This is a genomic window from Nocardioides sp. N13(2025), from assembly GCF_051912545.1.
GTDB lineage: Bacteria > Actinomycetota > Actinomycetes > Propionibacteriales > Nocardioidaceae > Nocardioides.
In genome coordinates, this window is sequence record NZ_CP196809.1 from 833,423 (window position 1) to 850,612 (window position 17,190).

Annotated in this window: 17 protein-coding genes and 1 tRNA gene; 15 read left to right on the top strand and 3 right to left on the bottom strand. The window is 72.7% G+C overall.

Annotated features, from left to right (window positions below; translation table 11 throughout):
• The first annotated feature begins 18 nt into the window (after positions 1-18).
• The 3 genes from ACS3YM_RS04005 (at position 19) to ACS3YM_RS04015 (ending at position 1,330) form a co-directional block, all read left to right on the top strand.
• A tRNA-Met gene (locus tag ACS3YM_RS04005) sits at positions 19-92 on the top strand.
• Between the two features lie 258 nt (positions 93-350).
• Positions 351-545 (top strand): SHOCT domain-containing protein, encoded by a 195-nt coding sequence (locus ACS3YM_RS04010; protein WP_439938785.1) that lies wholly within the window; start codon positions 351-353, stop codon positions 543-545.
• A 104-nt stretch (positions 546-649) separates the two neighbouring features.
• Positions 650-1,330, top strand: coding sequence for an ATP/GTP-binding protein (locus ACS3YM_RS04015; protein ID WP_439938786.1), 681 nt, complete (start codon positions 650-652; stop codon positions 1,328-1,330).
• Here the strand turns inward: ACS3YM_RS04015 and ACS3YM_RS04020 are convergent.
• A complete protein-coding gene (locus ACS3YM_RS04020; protein WP_439938787.1) occupies positions 1,278-1,472 on the bottom strand; it encodes a hypothetical protein in 195 nt (64 codons plus the stop codon). The two genes, ACS3YM_RS04015 and ACS3YM_RS04020, sit on opposite strands and share 53 nt — an antisense overlap.
• A gap of 140 nt (positions 1,473-1,612) precedes the next feature.
• On the opposite strand from ACS3YM_RS04020, the gene ACS3YM_RS04025 reads away from it, so the two are divergent.
• From ACS3YM_RS04025 to ACS3YM_RS04055, 7 genes are all read left to right on the top strand, one after another.
• Positions 1,613-2,500 (top strand): LLM class F420-dependent oxidoreductase, encoded by an 888-nt coding sequence (locus ACS3YM_RS04025; RefSeq protein ID WP_439938788.1) that lies wholly within the window; start codon positions 1,613-1,615, stop codon positions 2,498-2,500.
• Between the two features lie 116 nt (positions 2,501-2,616).
• Positions 2,617-3,186, top strand: a complete 570-nt coding sequence (locus tag ACS3YM_RS04030; RefSeq protein ID WP_439938789.1) for a fluoride efflux transporter FluC — start codon at positions 2,617-2,619, stop codon at positions 3,184-3,186.
• A complete protein-coding gene (locus ACS3YM_RS04035; protein ID WP_439938790.1) occupies positions 3,183-3,545 on the top strand; it encodes a DUF190 domain-containing protein in 363 nt (120 codons plus the stop codon). The genes ACS3YM_RS04030 and ACS3YM_RS04035 overlap by 4 nt, the downstream gene beginning before the upstream one ends.
• The gene (gene crcB / locus ACS3YM_RS04040) at positions 3,542-3,913 is read left to right on the top strand and encodes a fluoride efflux transporter CrcB (protein ID WP_439938791.1); all 372 of its coding nucleotides are present in this window, start codon (positions 3,542-3,544) and stop codon (positions 3,911-3,913) included. The genes ACS3YM_RS04035 and crcB overlap by 4 nt, the downstream gene beginning before the upstream one ends.
• An 80-nt stretch (positions 3,914-3,993) precedes the next feature.
• Entirely contained in the window at positions 3,994-5,352 is a 1,359-nt protein-coding gene (locus ACS3YM_RS04045; protein ID WP_439938792.1) for an MBL fold metallo-hydrolase, read from the top strand.
• The gene (locus ACS3YM_RS04050) at positions 5,349-6,662 is read left to right on the top strand and encodes an MFS transporter (RefSeq protein WP_439938793.1); all 1,314 of its coding nucleotides are present in this window, start codon (positions 5,349-5,351) and stop codon (positions 6,660-6,662) included. Before ACS3YM_RS04045 ends, ACS3YM_RS04050 begins: the two co-directional genes overlap by 4 nt.
• Entirely contained in the window at positions 6,655-7,320 is a 666-nt protein-coding gene (locus ACS3YM_RS04055; protein WP_439938794.1) for an ArsR/SmtB family transcription factor, read from the top strand. The genes ACS3YM_RS04050 and ACS3YM_RS04055 overlap by 8 nt, the downstream gene beginning before the upstream one ends.
• Positions 7,321-7,360: 40 nt before the next feature.
• Here the strand turns inward: ACS3YM_RS04055 and ACS3YM_RS04060 are convergent, their stop codons facing one another.
• Entirely contained in the window at positions 7,361-7,645 is a 285-nt protein-coding gene (locus ACS3YM_RS04060; RefSeq protein WP_439938795.1) for a hypothetical protein, read from the bottom strand.
• 124 nt (positions 7,646-7,769) lie between these two features.
• Here ACS3YM_RS04060 and ACS3YM_RS04065 point away from each other — a divergent pair, with 124 nt between their 5' ends.
• The 5 genes from ACS3YM_RS04065 (at position 7,770) to ACS3YM_RS04085 (ending at position 16,136) form a co-directional block, all read left to right on the top strand.
• The gene (locus tag ACS3YM_RS04065; protein WP_439938796.1) at positions 7,770-8,210 is read left to right on the top strand and encodes an SRPBCC family protein; all 441 of its coding nucleotides are present in this window, start codon (positions 7,770-7,772) and stop codon (positions 8,208-8,210) included.
• 71 nt (positions 8,211-8,281) lie between these two features.
• The gene (locus tag ACS3YM_RS04070) at positions 8,282-10,729 is read left to right on the top strand and encodes a DUF6493 family protein (RefSeq protein WP_439938797.1); all 2,448 of its coding nucleotides are present in this window, start codon (positions 8,282-8,284) and stop codon (positions 10,727-10,729) included.
• Between the two features lie 9 nt (positions 10,730-10,738).
• On the top strand, positions 10,739-12,103 hold the full coding sequence (locus ACS3YM_RS04075; RefSeq protein WP_439938798.1) for an SWIM zinc finger family protein: 1,365 nt from the start codon (positions 10,739-10,741) through the stop codon (positions 12,101-12,103).
• Positions 12,100-14,595 (top strand): DUF6493 family protein, encoded by a 2,496-nt coding sequence (locus ACS3YM_RS04080; RefSeq protein ID WP_439938799.1) that lies wholly within the window; start codon positions 12,100-12,102, stop codon positions 14,593-14,595. The genes ACS3YM_RS04075 and ACS3YM_RS04080 overlap by 4 nt, the downstream gene beginning before the upstream one ends.
• 71 nt (positions 14,596-14,666) lie before the next feature.
• Positions 14,667-16,136: a phospholipase D-like domain-containing protein gene (locus ACS3YM_RS04085; RefSeq protein ID WP_439938800.1), complete on the top strand. Its 1,470-nt coding sequence runs from the start codon at positions 14,667-14,669 to the stop codon at positions 16,134-16,136.
• Here ACS3YM_RS04085 and ACS3YM_RS04090 read toward each other — a convergent pair.
• On the bottom strand, positions 16,118-17,188 hold the full coding sequence (locus ACS3YM_RS04090; protein ID WP_439938801.1) for a phosphatase PAP2 family protein: 1,071 nt from the start codon (positions 17,186-17,188) through the stop codon (positions 16,118-16,120). The genes ACS3YM_RS04085 and ACS3YM_RS04090 overlap by 19 nt on opposite strands.
• Between the last annotated feature and the right edge of the window lie 2 nt (positions 17,189-17,190).

Consider the following 17,190-nt stretch of genomic DNA (forward strand, 5'->3'; position numbering starts at 1 on the left):
TAATGTTCTGTTCACCGACGCGGGGTGGAGCAGCTCGGTAGCTCGCTGGGCTCATAACCCAGAGGTCGCAGGTTCAAATCCTGCCCCCGCTACAAATCCGGAAGGCCCTCACAGTCTGACTGTGGGGGCCTTCTGCATGCGCGCGTCCTGCGCTGCGCGGGGCGTGGCCGGTCCACTGAGGCGACAGGAGTCGAGCGCTCGGTGGAAGGGCGGCGGGACCTTTGGGTCCGGGTCCTGTACCGAATTGCCCTGTGGCCAGCGCCCCTGTCGAGTCGACGATGAACGAGGGACCCGACTGAAAGGACACCGCCATGTGGTGGAACCACGACCCAGGGTGGGGCGGTTGGCTGATGATGACCATCGGCATGGGCAGCTTCTGGATCCTCCTGGCCGTTCTCGTCTACGCGCTGTTGAGCAACGGCCGCCCCGAAAGCACCCGGAGCCCGGGGGCACGCGAGATCTTGCAGGAGCGCTTCGCTCGTGGCGAGATCGATGCGGAGGAGTACCAGACGCGCCTGGACATCCTCACGCGGACAAGTCGATGACCGGTGGACACGGCAAGGTCGAGCATGCGGAGACCTCGGTACTCCCGCGGAGCACGTCGCCGAGCCCGACCCACACCCACGACCACTGAACGGCGACCTCAGACATGCCATGCAGCTGCACGGAGGTCCACCACCCTCGCCGGATCGTCCTGACCGGCGGACCCGGTGCGGGGAAGACCGCCGTGCTGGAGATGGTGCGCACGTCCCTGTGCCAGCACGTGCACGTCCTCCCCGAAGCTGCGAGCATCGTCTTCGGCGGAGGCTTCCCACGCCACGGCGACCCCACCTGCCGCCGGGCAGCGCAACGGGCCATCGTCCACCTCCAGCGCGAGCTCGAGGTAGTCGGCGGGGAACACAACGCCGCGATCGTCCTGTGCGACCGGGGCACCATCGACGGGCTGGCCTACTGGCCGGATCCGGTCGAGGACTTCTGGGAGTCCGCCGGGACCACGCTCGAGGCCGAGCTGGCACGCTACGACTGCGTGATCCACCTCAGGACCCCGGCCCTGGGCCGCGGCTACAACCACGTGAACCCCGTGCGGACCGAGTCAGCGCACGACGCGGCCGAGATCGACGAACGCATCCTGCAGGCGTGGAGCGGACACCCGCGGCGCTTGGTCGTCGAGGCGACCGGCGCGTTCCTGGACAAGGCAGCCCAGGCTCTGAGGCTTCTGCGAGCAGAGCTCCCAGCCTGCTGTGCGGGCCACGTCACAGACCCGTGGGACCACCCCGTCAGTCGGGGCTCTCGGTCCGCTCCTGCTCGGCCGCCCGGGCTTCCTCGCTGAGCTCGTGGTACTGCTCGGCACTCAGGTAGCGCTTCATGGCCGCCTCGATCGCGGTCGTCGACGACGTGCGCGGCGACGAGACATCACGGTCCCGCGCCTCGCGGGCCGCCCTCATCGCCTCAGCCTTCGACATGTCGCTCATGACGTCACCTCCTCGTCCCACTGCCCAGCCAACGCCTCGCGACCGCGGGTGGGCAGGGGCGATCGGCCCTCGGAGGGGAGTAGTTGGTCATGCGGGGTGGAATGGAATCCCGACCCGCTTCCCGACACGAAGGAGCTGTCATGAGGCTCGGCGTGCACCTGGTGAACTTCACCCTCCCCGGCGGCCCGGAGGCGATCGGCCCCACGCTGGCGGCCACGGGGCGGGCGGCCGAGGAGGCCGGGGTGGACAACCTCTCCTTCATGGACCACTACTTCCAGCTCGAGTTCCTGTCCGGCGTGGACGATCCGATGCTGGAGGGCTACACCGCGCTCGGCTTCCTGGCGGCCCACACCACGTCGGTGGAGCTCCAGCTGCTGATGACGGGGGTGACGTACCGCCACCCGGGTCTGCTCGCCAAGATCGTGTCGACCCTCGACGTGCTCTCCGGCGGTCGGGCCGCGCTCGGCATCGGAGCTGCCTGGTACGAGCGGGAGCACCGTGCCCTGGGCGTGCCGTTCCCACCGCTCGCCGAGCGCTTCGAGCGGCTCGAGGAGACCCTCCAGGTCGTGCGCCAGATGTGGTCCACCGACGACGGGCCCTTCGACGGCAAGCACTACCAGCTCGCCGAGACGCTCAACTCGCCGCAGCCCCTTCGGCAGCCGCGGCCGCCGATCATGGTCGGCGGGGGTGGTGAGAAGAAGACACTCCGCCTGGTGGCGAAGTACGCCGATGCCTGCAACGTGTTCGCCGCGTCCGGGGCCGGGCCCGACGAGGTCGCCCACAAGCTCGCCGTGCTGCGCGACTGGTGCGAGCGGGAGGGCAGGCCGTACGACGAGATCCGGAAGACGGTGCTCTACAACGGGCTGGTCGGGCAGGACGCCGCCGGCGCGGCCACCTTCGTCGAGGAGATGCGGGCCCTCGCGGACGTCGGCGTGGACGAGGTGCACGTGATGCCGCTGCGCGGTGACTCGGTCGCCTTCGTCAGGTCGCTCGGCGACCATGTCGTACCCGCTCTCTCCCCGCTCTGATCTCCACCGCCACGCGGTGACTGGGTAACATCGCCCCACACGATGGCGGTGGGGCTCGCCGACAACCGTGGCACCGGGCCACCAACAGTCCCTACCTGGCGAGGTAGGAGTTTCGTGTGCCCGAGGACAAGGCGATCGCGGAGGGCAGGGAGGACCTGCTTCCCGTCGACCCCGACGTGCCCGAGCCCGGACGGCGTGGGGCCGGCCGCCCGCCCGGCCTGATCCGGTCGCGCTGGGACGTCCTGCTCGTGATCGGCGCCGGAGGTGCTCTGGGAAGCCTCGCCCGGTGGGGCGTGAGCCAGCTGCTCCCGTGGTCCGGCGACACGTTCCCGTGGGCGACGTTCGTGGAGAACATCTCCGGCGGGCTCGCCCTCGGGATGCTGATGGTGCTCCTGCTCGACGTGTGGCCACCTCATCGCTACGTCCGCCCGTTCCTGGGCGTCGGACTGCTGGGCGGCTACACCACCTTCTCGACGTACATGCTCGAGGCGCGCGACCTCCTCGCCGGAGGGCGGGAGCTCACTGCCTTCACCTACCTGGCCGGCTCGCTGGTCGCCGGCCTGGTCGCGGTGTGGCTCGGGATCCTCGCCGCGCGCACCGTCGTGCGCGTGGCGCGGCGTCGACGACGGCGCCGCGACGCACCAGGCCCCCCGAACCCAGGCGCAGAGCGAAGGAGCACACCATGACGTTGCGAGGCCCGGCCACCAGGCTGACCATCATGGTCGGGGAGTCCGACCAGACCCATCGCCGTCCCGTCTACACCGACATCGTCCACCGCGCGCACCGGGCCGGCCTCGCCGGGGCCAGCGTCTTCCGGGGCATCGAGGGATTCGGCGCGTCCCACCACATCCACACGACCCGTCTCCTGTCGCTGAGCGAGGACCTCCCGGTGGCGGTCGTCATCGTCGACACCGACGAGAGGATCCGCGCCTTCCTCCCCGAGCTGGAGGAGCTGGACATCGAGGGACTCGTGCTCCTGGAGCCGGTCGAGGTCATCCGGTACGCCGGGCGCGACGGCTCCGGCCGCCAGGGGAGTGACCGGTGACCGTGGCGATGGTGCTGCTGGGCGGGGCGATCGGAGCGCCGATGCGCTACCTGACCGACCTCCTGGTCCAGTCACGCCACGACAGTGTCTTCCCGTGGGGCACGTTCACCGTCAACGTCCTCGGCTCCCTCGTCCTGGGAATCACTGCCGCCGTGGCGGTCGACCTCGCTCCGCCGGCCTGGGTGCTCGCCCTGGTGGGGACCGGGCTCTGCGGGGCACTGACCACCTTCTCCACCTTCGGCTACGAGACCGTCCGGCTCCTCGAGGAGGGCTCGGTGCTCACGGCAGCGGCCAACTGCGTCGCGAGCCTGGCGGTGGGACTCGGTGCCTGTGCCGGCGGCTACGCGGCCACCGCCGCACTGGTGTGACCTTCGCTCCGACATTCCATGGAACTGTGGAATGACGTAACCTGAACGGGTCGGTGCTCGAACCTGTCCTAGGAGGCGTCGTGGGCGACATCAACGTCATCCCGCTCGTCGACGAGGGGCTGGGCAACTCCGCCTACCTCCTCGACCTCGACGACGGTCGTGCGCTGGCAGTGGACGCCGGTCGCGATCTGCGCGCCCTCCACGACGCCGCTCGACGTCGGGGGTTGACGGTGGCCTACGCCGCAGACACGCACCTGCACGCCGACTTCCTGACCGGCGCCGTGGAGCTCGCACGCGCCGACGGGGCACAGGTGCTGGCGTCCGCGTCAGGGGGCCGGGAGTACCCGCACACAGGCCTCGCCGACGGTGACGAGGTTGACCTGGGCGGTCTGCGCCTGCGCGCCCTGGCGACGCCCGGGCACACGCGCGAGCACCTGGCCTACGAGCTGCTCGACGACTCGCGGACGCTCGGGGTGTTCACGGGCGGCTCGTTGATCGTGGGCTCGGCGGCCCGCACGGACCTGGTGTCGCCGGAGCGCACCGAGGAGCTGGCTCGGGCGCAGTACCGGTCCCTGCAGCGTCTGGCGAGGCTCGACGACGTGGTCGCCGTGTGGCCCACCCACGGAGCCGGCTCCTTCTGCTCCGCGCCACCCGGTGCGGAGCGGACGTCGACGATCGGCGCCGAACGGGCCACGAACTCCCTGCTGGGTGCCGAGTCCGAGGACGCGTTCGTCGCGCAGCTGCTCGACTCGCTCGGCACGTTCCCGCCGTACTTCCTGCGACTCGGTGAGATCAACAGGCGTGGCCCCGCCCCGGTCGAGGGTGACACCCTCCGCGCCCTCACGGCGGCCGAGGTGGCGCACCTCGTCACGGCTGGGGCACAGGTCGTCGACGTCCGCCCGCTCGCGGACTTCGGCGCCGCCCATGTCCCCGGGTCCCTGTCGATCCCGCTGCGGCCGGCGTTCGCCACCTGGCTGGGCTGGCTCGTCGACGCCGACAGTCCGATCGTGGTCGTCCGTGACCCGGACCAGGACCCGGCCGAGATCATCTGGCAGGCGCGCAAGGTCGGCTACGACCAGCTCGCCGGGGAGCTCGACGGTGGCCTGTCCGCGTGGACGGCCGCCCACAGGCCGACGGGCTCGATCCCGGTGGCGGGCCCGGAGGTGCTTGACGACTCCCGGGTCCTCGACGTCCGACAGAGTGGCGAGTACCGGGCAGGGCACGTTCCCGGCGCGGACAACATCGAGCTCGGCGCCCTGACGACCCGCGCCGTCGAGCTGCCGGACGAGCCCATGGTGGTGATGTGCGGGCACGGCGAGCGCGCGATGGGCGCGGCCAGCCTCCTGGCGCGCACCGGGCACCACCACGTCACCGTCCTCGAGGGCGGACCCGAGGACTGGGCCGACACGACCGCGATCGCCCTGGAGGCCGGCCAGTGACCTCCGCTCCCCGCTCCGCCAGCAAGGGGCGCCACATCGAGCTGGGGCTGCGCCAGAACGCCGCGCAGTTCACCCTGCTGGTCGTCGTCAACGCCCTCGTGGGCGGCATGCTGGGCCAGGAGCGGACCGTGCTCCCGCTGCTCGGCCAGGAAGAGTTCGGCATCACCGCCTACACCGCGGGGCTGAGCTTCATCCTGGCCTTCGGGGTCGCCAAGGCCGTCACCAACTACTTCGCCGGCACCTGGTCGGACCGCTTCGGGCGCAAGCCGGTCCTGGTCGCGGGCTGGCTGGTCGCCGTACCAGTGCCCCTCATGCTCATCTGGGCTCCCTCGTGGACCTGGATCATCGTCGCCAACGTGCTGCTGGGCATCAGCCAGGGCCTCACCTGGTCCACGACCGTGGTGATGAAGATCGACCTGGTGGGACCGGCGCGGCGCGGCCTGGCCATGGGGCTGAACGAGGCCGCCGGCTACGCCGCCGTCGCGGTCACCGCGCTGGCCACCGGCTACGTCGCGGAGTCCTACGGCCTGCGCCCGGCGCCGTTCTTCCTCGGCATCGCCTTCGCCGCCCTCGGCCTCGGGCTGTCGACGCTGGGCGTCGAGGAGACCCGGGGCCACGCCCGGCTCGAGGCCACCGGGCACGTCGCCCGTGCCGACGGCAGGCACGACCACCTCCACGGCGAGCTGAGCAACGGCCAGGTGTTCGTGCAGACCAGCTTCAAGGAGCCCGCCCTCTCCTCGGCCAGCCAGGCCGGCCTGGTCAACAACCTCAACGACGGACTGGCGTGGGGCCTCTTCCCGATCCTGTTCGCCGGCGCCGGGCTCCCGGTCGGCAGGATCGGCGTCCTCGCCGCCCTCTACCCGGCCGTGTGGGGTGCCGGCCAGCTCGTCACCGGGGCGCTGTCCGACAGGTGGGGCAGGAAGTGGCTCATCGCCGCGGGCATGTGGCTCCAGGCCGGGGCGCTCGCGCTCATCGCCCTCGCCGACTCGTTCGGCTGGTGGGCCGTCGCGGCGGTGCTGCTCGGTGCGGGCACCGCGATGGTCTACCCCACCCTCCTCGCCTCGATCGGCGACGTGGCGCACCCTGCCTGGCGCGCCCGCGCGGTCGGTGTCTACCGGCTCTGGCGCGACGGCGGCTTCGCTGTCGGCGCGCTGCTGGCCGGCGTCGTCGCCGACGCCCTGGGCGTCCATGCCGCCGTCTGGACCGTTGCGGCGCTCACCGCCCTGTCCGGCCTCGTGGTCGCGCTGCGCATGTACGAGACTCGCCACCGACCGGACGCGTCGACCACGGAGGTGATCGGGAATGGGTGACCGAGCCAGGAAGGATGCGCTGTTCGCCGAGTTCGCCGCCGTCGGCAAGGTCCTCGGCAACCCCAAGCGGCTCGAGCTGATCGACCTCCTCGGCCAGGGCCCCCGCAGCGTCGAGAGCCTCGCCGAGGCGGCAGGCCTCGGGATGAGCACCTGCTCCGCGCACCTGCAGATGCTGAAGGAGGCGGGCCTCGCCGAGGCCCGTCGCGAGGGCAAGCGCGTCTACTACTCGTTGGCCGGCACCGACGTCGCCGGCCTCTGGGACCACCTGCGGCGGGTGGCGCAGCGCCACCGTCCCCGCACCGAGCTCGCCCGGCGCGCCTACCTGGGACCGGAGGACACCGCGGCCGTCGACACCGACGAGCTGCTGCGCCGGCTCGCCCGCGGCGACGTCGTGGTCCTCGACGTCCGTCCCGAGCCGGAGTACGCCGCCGGGCACCTCCCCGGGGCGGTCCACATCCCCCTCGAGGAGCTGGCCGAGCGGATCGATGAGCTGCCCCGCACCCACGAGGTCGTGGCCTACTGCCGCGGCCGGTACTGCGTGCTGGCCCACGACGCCGTCCGACTGCTCGACGCCGAGGGGGTCCCTGCGCGTCGAGCGGTCGACGGGCTCCTCGAGTGGCGCCTCGCCGGGGTGCCGATCGAGGTAGACGCGGCCTGACCCGGACCATCGGTGACGCCGACCGTACGAGTTCGTCCGGTCAGCAGGGCCTGGCCACGATGTCCGTGCCGTTGTGCTCGTGGTCCATGGCGAAGGTGCCGGGGGTCCCGACGTGCACCCCGGCGTGGAACTGGTTGAACGCCTCCTGCAGCGACGGCTTCTCGCAGACCTGCGGCCCGATGGGGATCCGGGTGTCGCCGATCTGCAGGTAGTGCCGGTGCTTCGGGACGTCCGGCGCGGGGCCGCCTGCGGCTCCGGTGGCTGCGAGACCGACGAGTGCCGCGGCGCTGGCGAGCGACACGGCGATGCGGCGTGCGTGTGACATGGGCTTCTCCTGTCTCGGTGGGTCCCGAGACAGCACCAGCATCCCGCCGGGTCGCGGTGCCGTCATCGCCAACGTGAGCGAAGACCGGCCGACGGGACACTCCCGGACGCGGCATCATGGCCTCATGGGTGTCGATGTCCAGGTGGAGACGACGATCGACCGTTCGCCGGCCGAGGTGTCTGCCTACGCCGGCGACCCGAGCAACGCCCCGGCGTGGTACGCCAACATCCGGTCCGTGGACTGGCAGACCGAGCCGCCGGTGGGTCCGGGCTCCCGGATGGACTTCGTGGCCCAGTTCCTCGGACGTCGGCTTGCCTACACCTACGAGGTGGTCGAGTGGGTGCCGGGAGAGCGGCTCGTCATGCGGACGGCCGACGGTCCCTTCCCGATGGAGACGACCTACACCTGGGAGCCCGCGGGCGACGGCGGCACGCGGATGACGCTCCGCAACCGCGGCACCCCGTCCGGGTTCTCCCGCGTCGGCGCACCGGTGATGGAGCGGGCGATGCGGCGAGCCACGACCCAGGACCTGGCGCGGCTCAAGCAGCTGATGGAGTCCCGGTAGGACGTCCGGCACGGAATACTCGGGCGCGCGGCGGGGGAGGGCCTCGTCCGTGGTGACCGAGGGGGCCGGACATGGGGGAGCTGCCGTCGTACGCGTCGCTCGAGGGCGTCGCACCAGCGACGGTGCACGGGTTGCTGGCCCGCGGCGCCGCGGACGTGCTCGAGGCGTCGTACGACCTCGCCTGGCAGAAGGACCGGGCCCTGGTCGACGTGATCGACCGGGCGCTGGCCACAGCCGCCGACGGTGACCGCGCCGGCGACGCCGCGAGGCCTCGCTGGCTGGACGGGCTCGTGGACCGGGAGCTGCGCGCGACGGCGACGTCGTACTGGTCGCAGCAGCGCTTCGTGCGGGTGCGCCTGCTGGAGCGGCTCGGACTGGTCGACCTCGACGCCGACGACACCTACGTCCTCGCCATGGTCAGCGGTCTCGGCCCGGGCAAGGCCGACACGCTGCGGGCCGACCCCGACCTCGTCGATCGTGCGGTGTGGCGGTTCTTCGAGGTCGAGGGCGGCGGGGAGGTGAGCCTGACGAACGTCGACCGCTTCGGCGGCGACGAGTGGAGGACGTTCGTGGAGCTGACCTCGGACGGCACCCTCGACCGCGGGCGCGTGCTGACCGGCTGCCTGGAGGCCCTCGGCAGGGACTTCGCCGCCTACCGCGCGAGCTGGTTCTCCGCCACCTACCTGGCGCTCGAGCCGACCGTCGAGGAGACGGCCGGCGCGCAGGACGCGCTGCGCCGCCTGCTCGGCGCCGCCGTCCCGGCCACGGTCGCCTTCGCCCTCAAGCAGCTGACGCGTGTGCAGAAGGCCGGGCTGCTCGAGACCGGGCCGACGCTCGACGCCCTCCCACCGGCCACCCTCGTCAAGGCCAAGGGCACCGCCGCGGCCGCACTCGCGCTGGCCCGGGCGTCGCGCGCGGAGCACCCGGGCGCCGTCGGCAAGGTCGCCCGATCGGCGCTCGGACACCCGCACCCGGACGTGCAGCGGGCAGCCGCCGCCCTGCTCGCCGACCTCGGCGAGGGCGACGCGGTCCGCGCCGCCGCGGACGCCCTCACGCCGAGCGTGCGCCAGGAGCTCGGACTGCGGGCCGACGCGAGCCCCGCGCCGGACGCTCTCTGCGAGCAGGACCTCCCACCGCTCCCGCCCCCGGTCTCGGGCGACGACCTCGCGGAGCGCCTCGCCGCCCTGCTCGAGGACGCCTCCGACGTGGGAGAGCTCGAGGCGGTCGTCGCGGGCCTCGTCGCACGCGGCACCGAGGGCGTCTTCCAGCCGTTGCGGAAGCGAGCCCGGGCCGTCCTCGCACGAGGCCCGCGGACCATGGTGGGCGACGCGTGGCTGCCCGGACAGGTGGCGCGGCTCGTGCTCGACGTCCTCGGGGAGCCGGTGCCGCCCGCCGATCCCGAGCACCACGCCGCTCGCTTCGTCGCGCGGCGGATCTCCGAGGCGCGCACCTCGACCGCCCCGCTCCTCGCCACGCCGGACCTGCCCGGCGGCTGGGTCAGCGCCGCGGCTCTCGTCGAACGCCTGCAGGGCCAGGAGGGAGCCGGACCCCGGCACCACGACCTCGTCGCGGCGCTGCTGCGGCTCCACCCCGACGGTCGCGAGGACGCCCTCCGTGCGGCTGGGACGCTGCCCGCCGCGGTGCGGTTCGCGCTCGACGGCGTCCAGCCTCCCCGACAGCTCCTGCGGAGCGGGCGGGAGGGTCCCGCCGCGTGGTGGCTCGCAGCCGAGCGGTCGCGGGCGTCGTACGACGACGGCGAGGCGCCGCGACTGAGCGGCGACATCGTGACGCACACGTGGCAGGAGGACGGACGCGAGCGTCGGTCCTTCCACGCACGGTTCGCCCTCACGACGGCCACCACCTCGAGGCCCGGCGACGACCAGCCGACCGAGCTCGAGGCCCGGACGTCGGACCAGTGGGGTGGCGGGTGGAGCAGCAGGTTCCTCGGCGACTGGATCCCCGCCCTCGCGGCCATCTGGCCGCACGACGCCGAGCACTTCCTCGCGCTGACCTGCCTGACCGTGCTGGAGTCACCGAGCTGGACCGAGACCGCGCACGACGTGCCGCGCACCCTCGACGCGCTGGCTCGGCACCCGGGGCGGATGGGCACGCTCGCCGCGGCCACCCTCGCTGCCGGCCTCTCCGCGACGCAACGCGCCCACCGGCTCCACGGCGTCGACGCCTTCCTCGACCTCGCCGGCTCCGGACGCGTCCCCGTCCACGAGGTCGCCGCGGTGATGGCGCGCCACGCCCCGGCGTGGCCCACCACCAGGTGGGCGGAGTCGCTCGCCTCCGTGGCCCGGGCGCCGGGCGGCGCGCGCACGGCGGTCGACCTGCTGACCCACCTGCTGCCGCAGCTGCCGTCCGACCACCGCTGGCTGAACATGCTGCTCGAGCTGCTGCGCGACGAGCTGATCCGCCTCGACCGCCGCGCCACCGACCCGGCGCTGAGGCAGTGGCTGGGCGGTTTCTCGGGCAGTTCTGCGGCAGCGAGGACCGCGAGGCTCCTGCTCGGCTAGGTTCTCGCCATGGGGGCCACGACGGAGGAGCAGACCTACACCTATGCCCGTCCGTCGGCGCTCGTGTTCGGCGACGGGCGGACCGACCTGGTGCTCGCCACCAGCGGTGGTCGTACGGCGACGGGCCCGGCCGCCCACCCGGTGTTCTTCGACGGGTTCCTCGGACATCCCGAGCAGGCCGCGGCCGCGCTGCTCGCGGTCGCCAAGGTCGCCCGGACCCGGTTCTACACCCCGCCCGGCATGCTCGCCGCGATCCTGCGGGCGGCCGACCCGGTCGTGACCAGCAACGGCGACCGGCTCCGGTTCGAGAGCTTCTCGGCGTGCTGCGGCGTCTACGCCCGCTACGACGCCCTCCCGGGGAGCCTCGACGGCACGGTGCTCGACACGGGGACCACCAACGTCGACTTCAACCCGCCGATGCGCGACGCGCTCGCCCGGATCGGCGGCCTCGAGCCGCTCCACCTCCAGGTGGGCGAGGACGTCGTCGTACGCACCCTCGACGCGGAGGTCACCGAGAAGAAGGTGCCCCTGCCCGAGCGGTGGCTCAAGGGGTTCGCCGAGGTGCAGCTCGCCTCCGCCACCGTCGCCCCGGTCCTCGAGGTGGCCGCCTCCGAGGCCAGGCGCTTCGTCCGGAGCATGCCGAGCTCCGGCAGCCGCAAGCCGGTCTGGGTCGTCGCCGCCGGCCGGGGGCTGCGGATCACCACGCGCCCGACCCCCGACGGCGTCCCGCTCTCCGGGCTCGACCGCCTCAAGCCGCTCGAGCCCCTGCTGCGCTTCGCGCGGTCGCTGCGGGCGTACGCCGCTCCGCACGACGCGCAGGGCGCCACCGGCGTCTGGGAGCTGCAGCTGGACGACGCCCGCCTGGTCCTCGCGCTCAGCCCCGAGTCGAGCCGTGGCTTCTCCGGTGAGGGGGGCGTGCTCTGGGACCTGGCCGACGAGCGGTCCGCCGACGACGCCGACCTGGTCTCGGCCCTGCTCGCCTTCGAGCCCCGCATCGACGTCGCCCGCCTCGCCGCCGAGTCCGGCCTCGACGAGGGCCGTGTCACGCGTGCCCTCGGCCGACTGGGCGCGGCCGGCCGGGTCGGCTACGACGCGGCCGAGACGGCGTACTTCCACCGCGAGCTGCCCTACGACGCCGACCGGCTCGCGACGATGCACCCCCGGCTGCGGGACGCGACCGCCCTGGTCGAGGCCGGCGCGGTCAGGCTCGACGGGGACAGCGCCCACGTGCGCAGCGGCGACACCGACCACGTCGTACGCCGCACTGACGGAGGCGATCGCTGCACCTGCCCGTGGTACGCCAGGCACCGGGGGAGCAGGGGACCGTGCAAGCACGTGCTCGCGGTCGACCTGGTCCGGAGGCAGCAGGCATGAGCCCGGACGACCTCGTCGCCGAGCTGGAGCGCGACGACACCGACCACGTGGTGTCCGTGCTGCTCGACCTCACCGAGGGCGACCGGAAGGCGCTGGGGCCGAAGGCGCGGGGCTGGCTCACCCGCGGCAACCCGACGCGGGTCTCCACCACCCACGCGGCGCTCGCTGTCCTGGCCACCGCGAAGGGGTGGCGGCAGGCGTTGGTCGGCGCCGAGGGACTGGGGTGGTTCCGCCGGACGTCGGTGGACCACGCGGTCGCGATCCTGCAGGCCCGCGACCCGGCCTGGCTGCCCGACCTCGTCGAGGGCCTGCTGGAGGCCGAGGGCGCGTGGAACTGGCGTCTCGCCCGCGACCTCGTCCGCGTGGGAGCCGCGCCCGCGCCGGACCACCCGGAGTACTTCCGCGGCACGGTGCGCGGAGCCTCGGACGGCATCATCCGCGACCCCAGGACACCCCTGGTCGAGGAGCTCGACGCCGATCCGGGCCTCGACGGTGACCACCTGCTCCGGATGCTCGCGACCGAGCGCACCGGGCGGCTGCTGGCCTACCACGACACCTTCGAGGAGAGCACCCACGAGCACCGGCCGCACCACACCCCCTTCCCCGAAGGGACGTGGCGGGTCGCCCTCCTCACGCTGGTGGAGCGAGGCCGGCTCGACCGCGGTCGGCTGCTCGACACCGTCCTCGCCGCGCCCCTGCGCGACTGGGCGGCCGCCGACCTCGGGTGGTACGTCGGCATGCACGACGCCCTCGCGCCGACGGTCGACGAGGTCGACGAGCGCCAGGACACCTACGTGCGCCTGCTGACCGTCGAGCACGGCCCGTCCGTGAAGACCGCGCAGCGCGAGCTGCTCCGCCTCGTGCCGGACCGTCGGCTCGCCACGGAGCCCTTCCTCGCCGCGAGCCGCGCCACGCTCGGGCGCACCGACCGGGCATCGGTGGCGGCGCACCTCCGCCTCCTCGAGAAGCTGGCCAAGGCCGTTCCGGGCGTCTCCGTCGTGGACACGGCGCGGATCGCGCTCGACCATCCTCGAGCCGACGTCCGGGAGCAGGCCGCCCAGGTGCTCGCCCGGCTCGGCGCGGAGGTGGCCCCCGATCCGGATCCCGCGCGGTTCGTCGCGGTGCCGCCGGAACCGCGGCCAGAGGCGCCGCTCGTCGCACCGGTCGAGTCGGCCGACGAGCTCGCGGAGGTCCTGCTCGGGCTCCACGAGGAGGTCGAGCCCCTCGAGATGGAGCGTGCGATCGACGGGTTGCTGCGGTTCGCCGACGATCGGCCGCTGACCTGGGAGCTGCTCGAGGCACGAGCCGCCGAGTCGACCTACTACGACGACGACCCACGCATCGCCGCCCGCGTCCTGACCCTGGCCTGGCTGACCCCGCGCAGGCGCCTCCGCGACGCCGACTGGCCGATCGTGCTGGGGCACACGATCTACCCCGCCCAGCCGGCGGCCCCGCAGTCGTTGGTGGGGGCCCTCGGGCGGCGGCTCACAGCCGTCGCCCACGCCGTACGCCAGGGCAGGCACGTCAGCGTCGCGCTGCCCAGCAGGGCGGACTTCACCCTCGACGCGGACGAGCTCGTACGCCGCGTGCGCGGGGTGGACCGGTCCCACCCGGTGCTCGAGCTCGAGCTCGTCGTCGCGCTGCTCCGGGTGCCGCCTGCCGACCGGGCCGCCGTCGAGGTCCCGCGCTCGCTGCGGAGGTCCGCAGCGGTTGCCCGGGTGCGCGAGGGGCCGGCACCGGACTGGGCGCGGGACGTGGTGTCGAACCAGCGCCAGCGCTGGGACTCGACACGCGAGGTGGTCGTGTTCCGCGACGCGCGGGGGAGCGAGGGGGACGCCGCTGCCGGCATCCTCGCCAGGTCGGCGCCCGGACGGACGGTCGGGCACGAGGTCGACTACGGCGCGTACGAGTCGCCGTTCGAGCAGACCCTGGGGCTGGGGGCAGCCCTCCTGCCGCACGACCACGACGTGCTGGCCGCCCACGCGCACCCGTACCTCCACCGCGACCTGAGCAGGGACCGCGCGTGCGTGGTCCCCGTCGTCGATGCGCTCGCGCGAGCCAGAACCCCGAACGGACCGCCGGCGTCGTCCGCCCTCGTGCTCGCACTCGCCGCCAAGGACGCCCGCGGCCGGACCGCGGCGCAGGACGCGATCCTCGACCTCGCCCGCCACGGCGTGCTCGACGGCGCCGCCCTGGGACGCCAGGCGGCCCTCCTGCTCGGCGACGACGTCGTCGTCGGGCAGCGGGTGAGCGGCGGGCTGGCCGACTGCGCCCGGGCGGACGACGCCGCCGTACTTCCTGTGCTCGATGCCCTGCAGCAGGTCGTGGGGGTCCTGCCGGGACGGCGCGACGCGGGCGCCTTCCTGGAGCTGACCGCCGACCTCGCCGAGCGGACCGGCCGCACGATCGAGCTGCCCCCGGAGCTGGAGGCGCTCAGGGCAGGCAAGGGATCCTCGGTGCTCGCGAAGGCGGCGCGCCGCCTGCGCCGCTGACGCGGGGGCCCGTCCACGGAGTGGGCGCGTGCAGTCCGGATCGTGACGGAGCGCTACTTATGCTGGGCCGCGTGCCGAAGCTGACGTCGCTCGTCCTGTCCCTGTGCCTCCTGCTCGGCACGTACGCCGTCGGCACCGCCCCCGCGTCCGTGGCGTACGCGCCTCCCGGGGCAGCGAGCCAGGCAGCGACCGACGAGCCGGGTCAGCTGCGGGGGAGCGGCTGGCGCAAGTGGGAGGCCCCGAGCGGGCCCTACTTCAACGACCCGCACCTCAAGAAGGGCTGGTTCCGGATCGAGCGGAAGGTCATCGACACGATCCGGCACACGCCCAAGGGCTCGACGATCCGCATCGCGGTCTACTCGCTGGACCGGATGCCCGTGGCCAACGCCCTCGTCGAGGCCCACCGCCGGGGCGTCAAGGTGCAGATGCTGCTCAACGACCACTGGGAGAACCGCGCGATGCAGGTGATCCGGGCCGAGATCGGCAGGAACCGCAAGGACAAGAGCTTCATCTACAAGTGCAAGCAGAGCTGCCGTGGCGCCGCCAACGAGTTCAACAACCTGCACTCCAAGTTCTACTCCTTCAGCCAGGCCGGGAAGTCGAAGGACATCGTGGCCGTGGGCTCGGCCAACATGACGCTGAACGCCGACCGGCACCAGTGGAACGACCTCTACTTCACGTCCGGCAACCACGAGCTCTACCGCCAGTTCGTGGCCCTGTTCAACGACATGCGCAACGACTACGACACCCGTCAGGAGCCCCTCTTCTTCTGCGGGACCCAGACGATCCCCGGCGTCTGCGACGACTCGGTCGACAAGGACACCGCCTGGGCGTTCCCGCGGGTGTCGGGCCCCAAGAACGACCTCGTCCTCGACCTGCTCAACAAGGTCCAGTGCCTCACCCCCGACGGCGCCGGCGGCGTCACGCGCACCCGACTGGCCCTCTCGATGCACACGATGCGGGGCAACCGGGGCAACTACCTCGCCGCGGCCATCCGGAAGAAGTGGGCCCAGGGCTGCGACGTCCGGGTCAGCTACGGACTGATCGGCTACCACACCAAGGGCGTCATCGCGGCGCCCACGGCCCGGGGGAGGATCCCGCTGCGGTCGACCGGCCTGGACTACAACACCGACGACAACTTCGACCTGAACGCAGACGGTGTCGACGACCTGATCCTCGACTACTACAGCCACCAGAAGTACTTCATCATCCAGGGCACGTACAACGGCGTCCCCAACACGAGCATGGTCCTCACCGGGTCGTCCAACTGGGCCAGCCTCAGCACCGCCAACGACGAGATCTGGTTCACCGTGCGCGGCGAGCGGGTGGCGAACAAGTACCTCGAGAACTTCGACTACCAGTGGAACAACCCGCGCAACTCGCGCAACGCCTACACCACGACGTACGCCAACTTCCGGGTCGAGAAGTGGGTGCGCGACGAGGACGGGAAGCTGCGCCAGAAGTGGGTCACGGTGCGTCGCCCGATCACCACGGTCGAGCGGGACAACTACCGCAAGGGCCCCTACTGGGAAGCGGACTGACCGTCGGCGGGACGGCCACGTACGCCGACAGTGCGCGGCGCGAGCCACCAGGCGAGGGCGGCGATGGCGAGCCCGGCGGGGACGTCGACGGCGAAGTGCCAGCCGAGATAGACGGTGGCCACCATCGTCCCGGCCAGGAACACGCCGAGCACGATCGTGGTGCGGCGCAGCCCGTGCCACCAGGCGAGCCCGAGGATCGTGGCGGTCACGCCCACGTGCAGGCTGGCGAAGGCCGAGACCTGGGCGTACGCGTCGCCGACGTGGGGATTCGCGAGCAGGTGCTCACGCTGGACCAGGTAACGGGCCTGGTTGTCCTGGATCACGGTGTGCGGCAGGCCGGAGAAGTCGGCGGGCTCGGCCCGGAACGGCCCCAGCGAGGGGATCAGGTAGTAGGTCGCGGTGCCCAGGATCCACACCCACACGAACGCCGCGATCCCGACGTACGCGTCCCGGATGCGCGTCGCCAGGACGACGGCGGCCGGGTAGGCGACGATGACGAGGATGGGGAAGGCCTGGTACCAGGCCGTCAGCACCCAGGCCGCGGTGTGCTGGCCCAGCAGGTCGTGGAGGAGCACGGCGGGACTGTGGCCGAGGAACAGCCATCGGTCCCAGCCGGTCAGCATCGCGTCTCGCGGTGCGTTCAGGACGTCCCAGCTCTTCAGGTTGCGGTAGGTGAAGTAGGTCAGGTGGTAGGCCGGTAGCGCCGCCCAGGCCAGGGCCAACCGGCCCGGGGACCACCGGTGCCGGACGGTCGACACCACGCGACGCAGGGTCCGGGGACGGCCGGTGCGCACGAGCCCGTCGAGTGCCAGCAACCCGAGGAACACCGCCAGCGTCAGCGACACCCGGTTCACCAGGAAGGATCCGTGCGGGTCCCGGAACGGGATGCCGACCTGGACGGACCGGGCGAGGCCGACGGCCATGAAGCACCCCACGACCGCCCACAACCGTGCCGCGCGCCACCACTCCGCCCGTGGTACGGCGGCGCCCGACCCGCGACGGGGTGCCTGCTCCCGGTCGGACGCGGGGGCCAGGAGGTCGGAGTCCTTCACCG

Bases quoted from the DNA above. Each gene is read 5' to 3' on its own strand.
- ACS3YM_RS04010 (WP_439938785.1), top strand. From the start codon at position 351: ATGATGACCATCGGCATGGGCAGCTTCTGGATCCTCCTGGCCGTTCTC.
- ACS3YM_RS04015 (WP_439938786.1), top strand. From the start codon at position 650: ATGCCATGCAGCTGCACGGAGGTCCACCACCCTCGCCGGATCGTCCTG.
- ACS3YM_RS04020 (WP_439938787.1), bottom strand. From the start codon at position 1,472: ATGAGCGACATGTCGAAGGCTGAGGCGATGAGGGCGGCCCGCGAGGCG.
- ACS3YM_RS04025 (WP_439938788.1), top strand. From the start codon at position 1,613: ATGAGGCTCGGCGTGCACCTGGTGAACTTCACCCTCCCCGGCGGCCCG.
- ACS3YM_RS04035 (WP_439938790.1), top strand. From the start codon at position 3,183: ATGACGTTGCGAGGCCCGGCCACCAGGCTGACCATCATGGTCGGGGAG.
- ACS3YM_RS04055 (WP_439938794.1), top strand. From the start codon at position 6,655: ATGGGTGACCGAGCCAGGAAGGATGCGCTGTTCGCCGAGTTCGCCGCC.
- ACS3YM_RS04060 (WP_439938795.1), bottom strand. From the start codon at position 7,645: ATGTCACACGCACGCCGCATCGCCGTGTCGCTCGCCAGCGCCGCGGCA.
- ACS3YM_RS04065 (WP_439938796.1), top strand. From the start codon at position 7,770: ATGGGTGTCGATGTCCAGGTGGAGACGACGATCGACCGTTCGCCGGCC.
- ACS3YM_RS04070 (WP_439938797.1), top strand. From the start codon at position 8,282: ATGGGGGAGCTGCCGTCGTACGCGTCGCTCGAGGGCGTCGCACCAGCG.
- ACS3YM_RS04075 (WP_439938798.1), top strand. From the start codon at position 10,739: ATGGGGGCCACGACGGAGGAGCAGACCTACACCTATGCCCGTCCGTCG.
- ACS3YM_RS04080 (WP_439938799.1), top strand. From the start codon at position 12,100: ATGAGCCCGGACGACCTCGTCGCCGAGCTGGAGCGCGACGACACCGAC.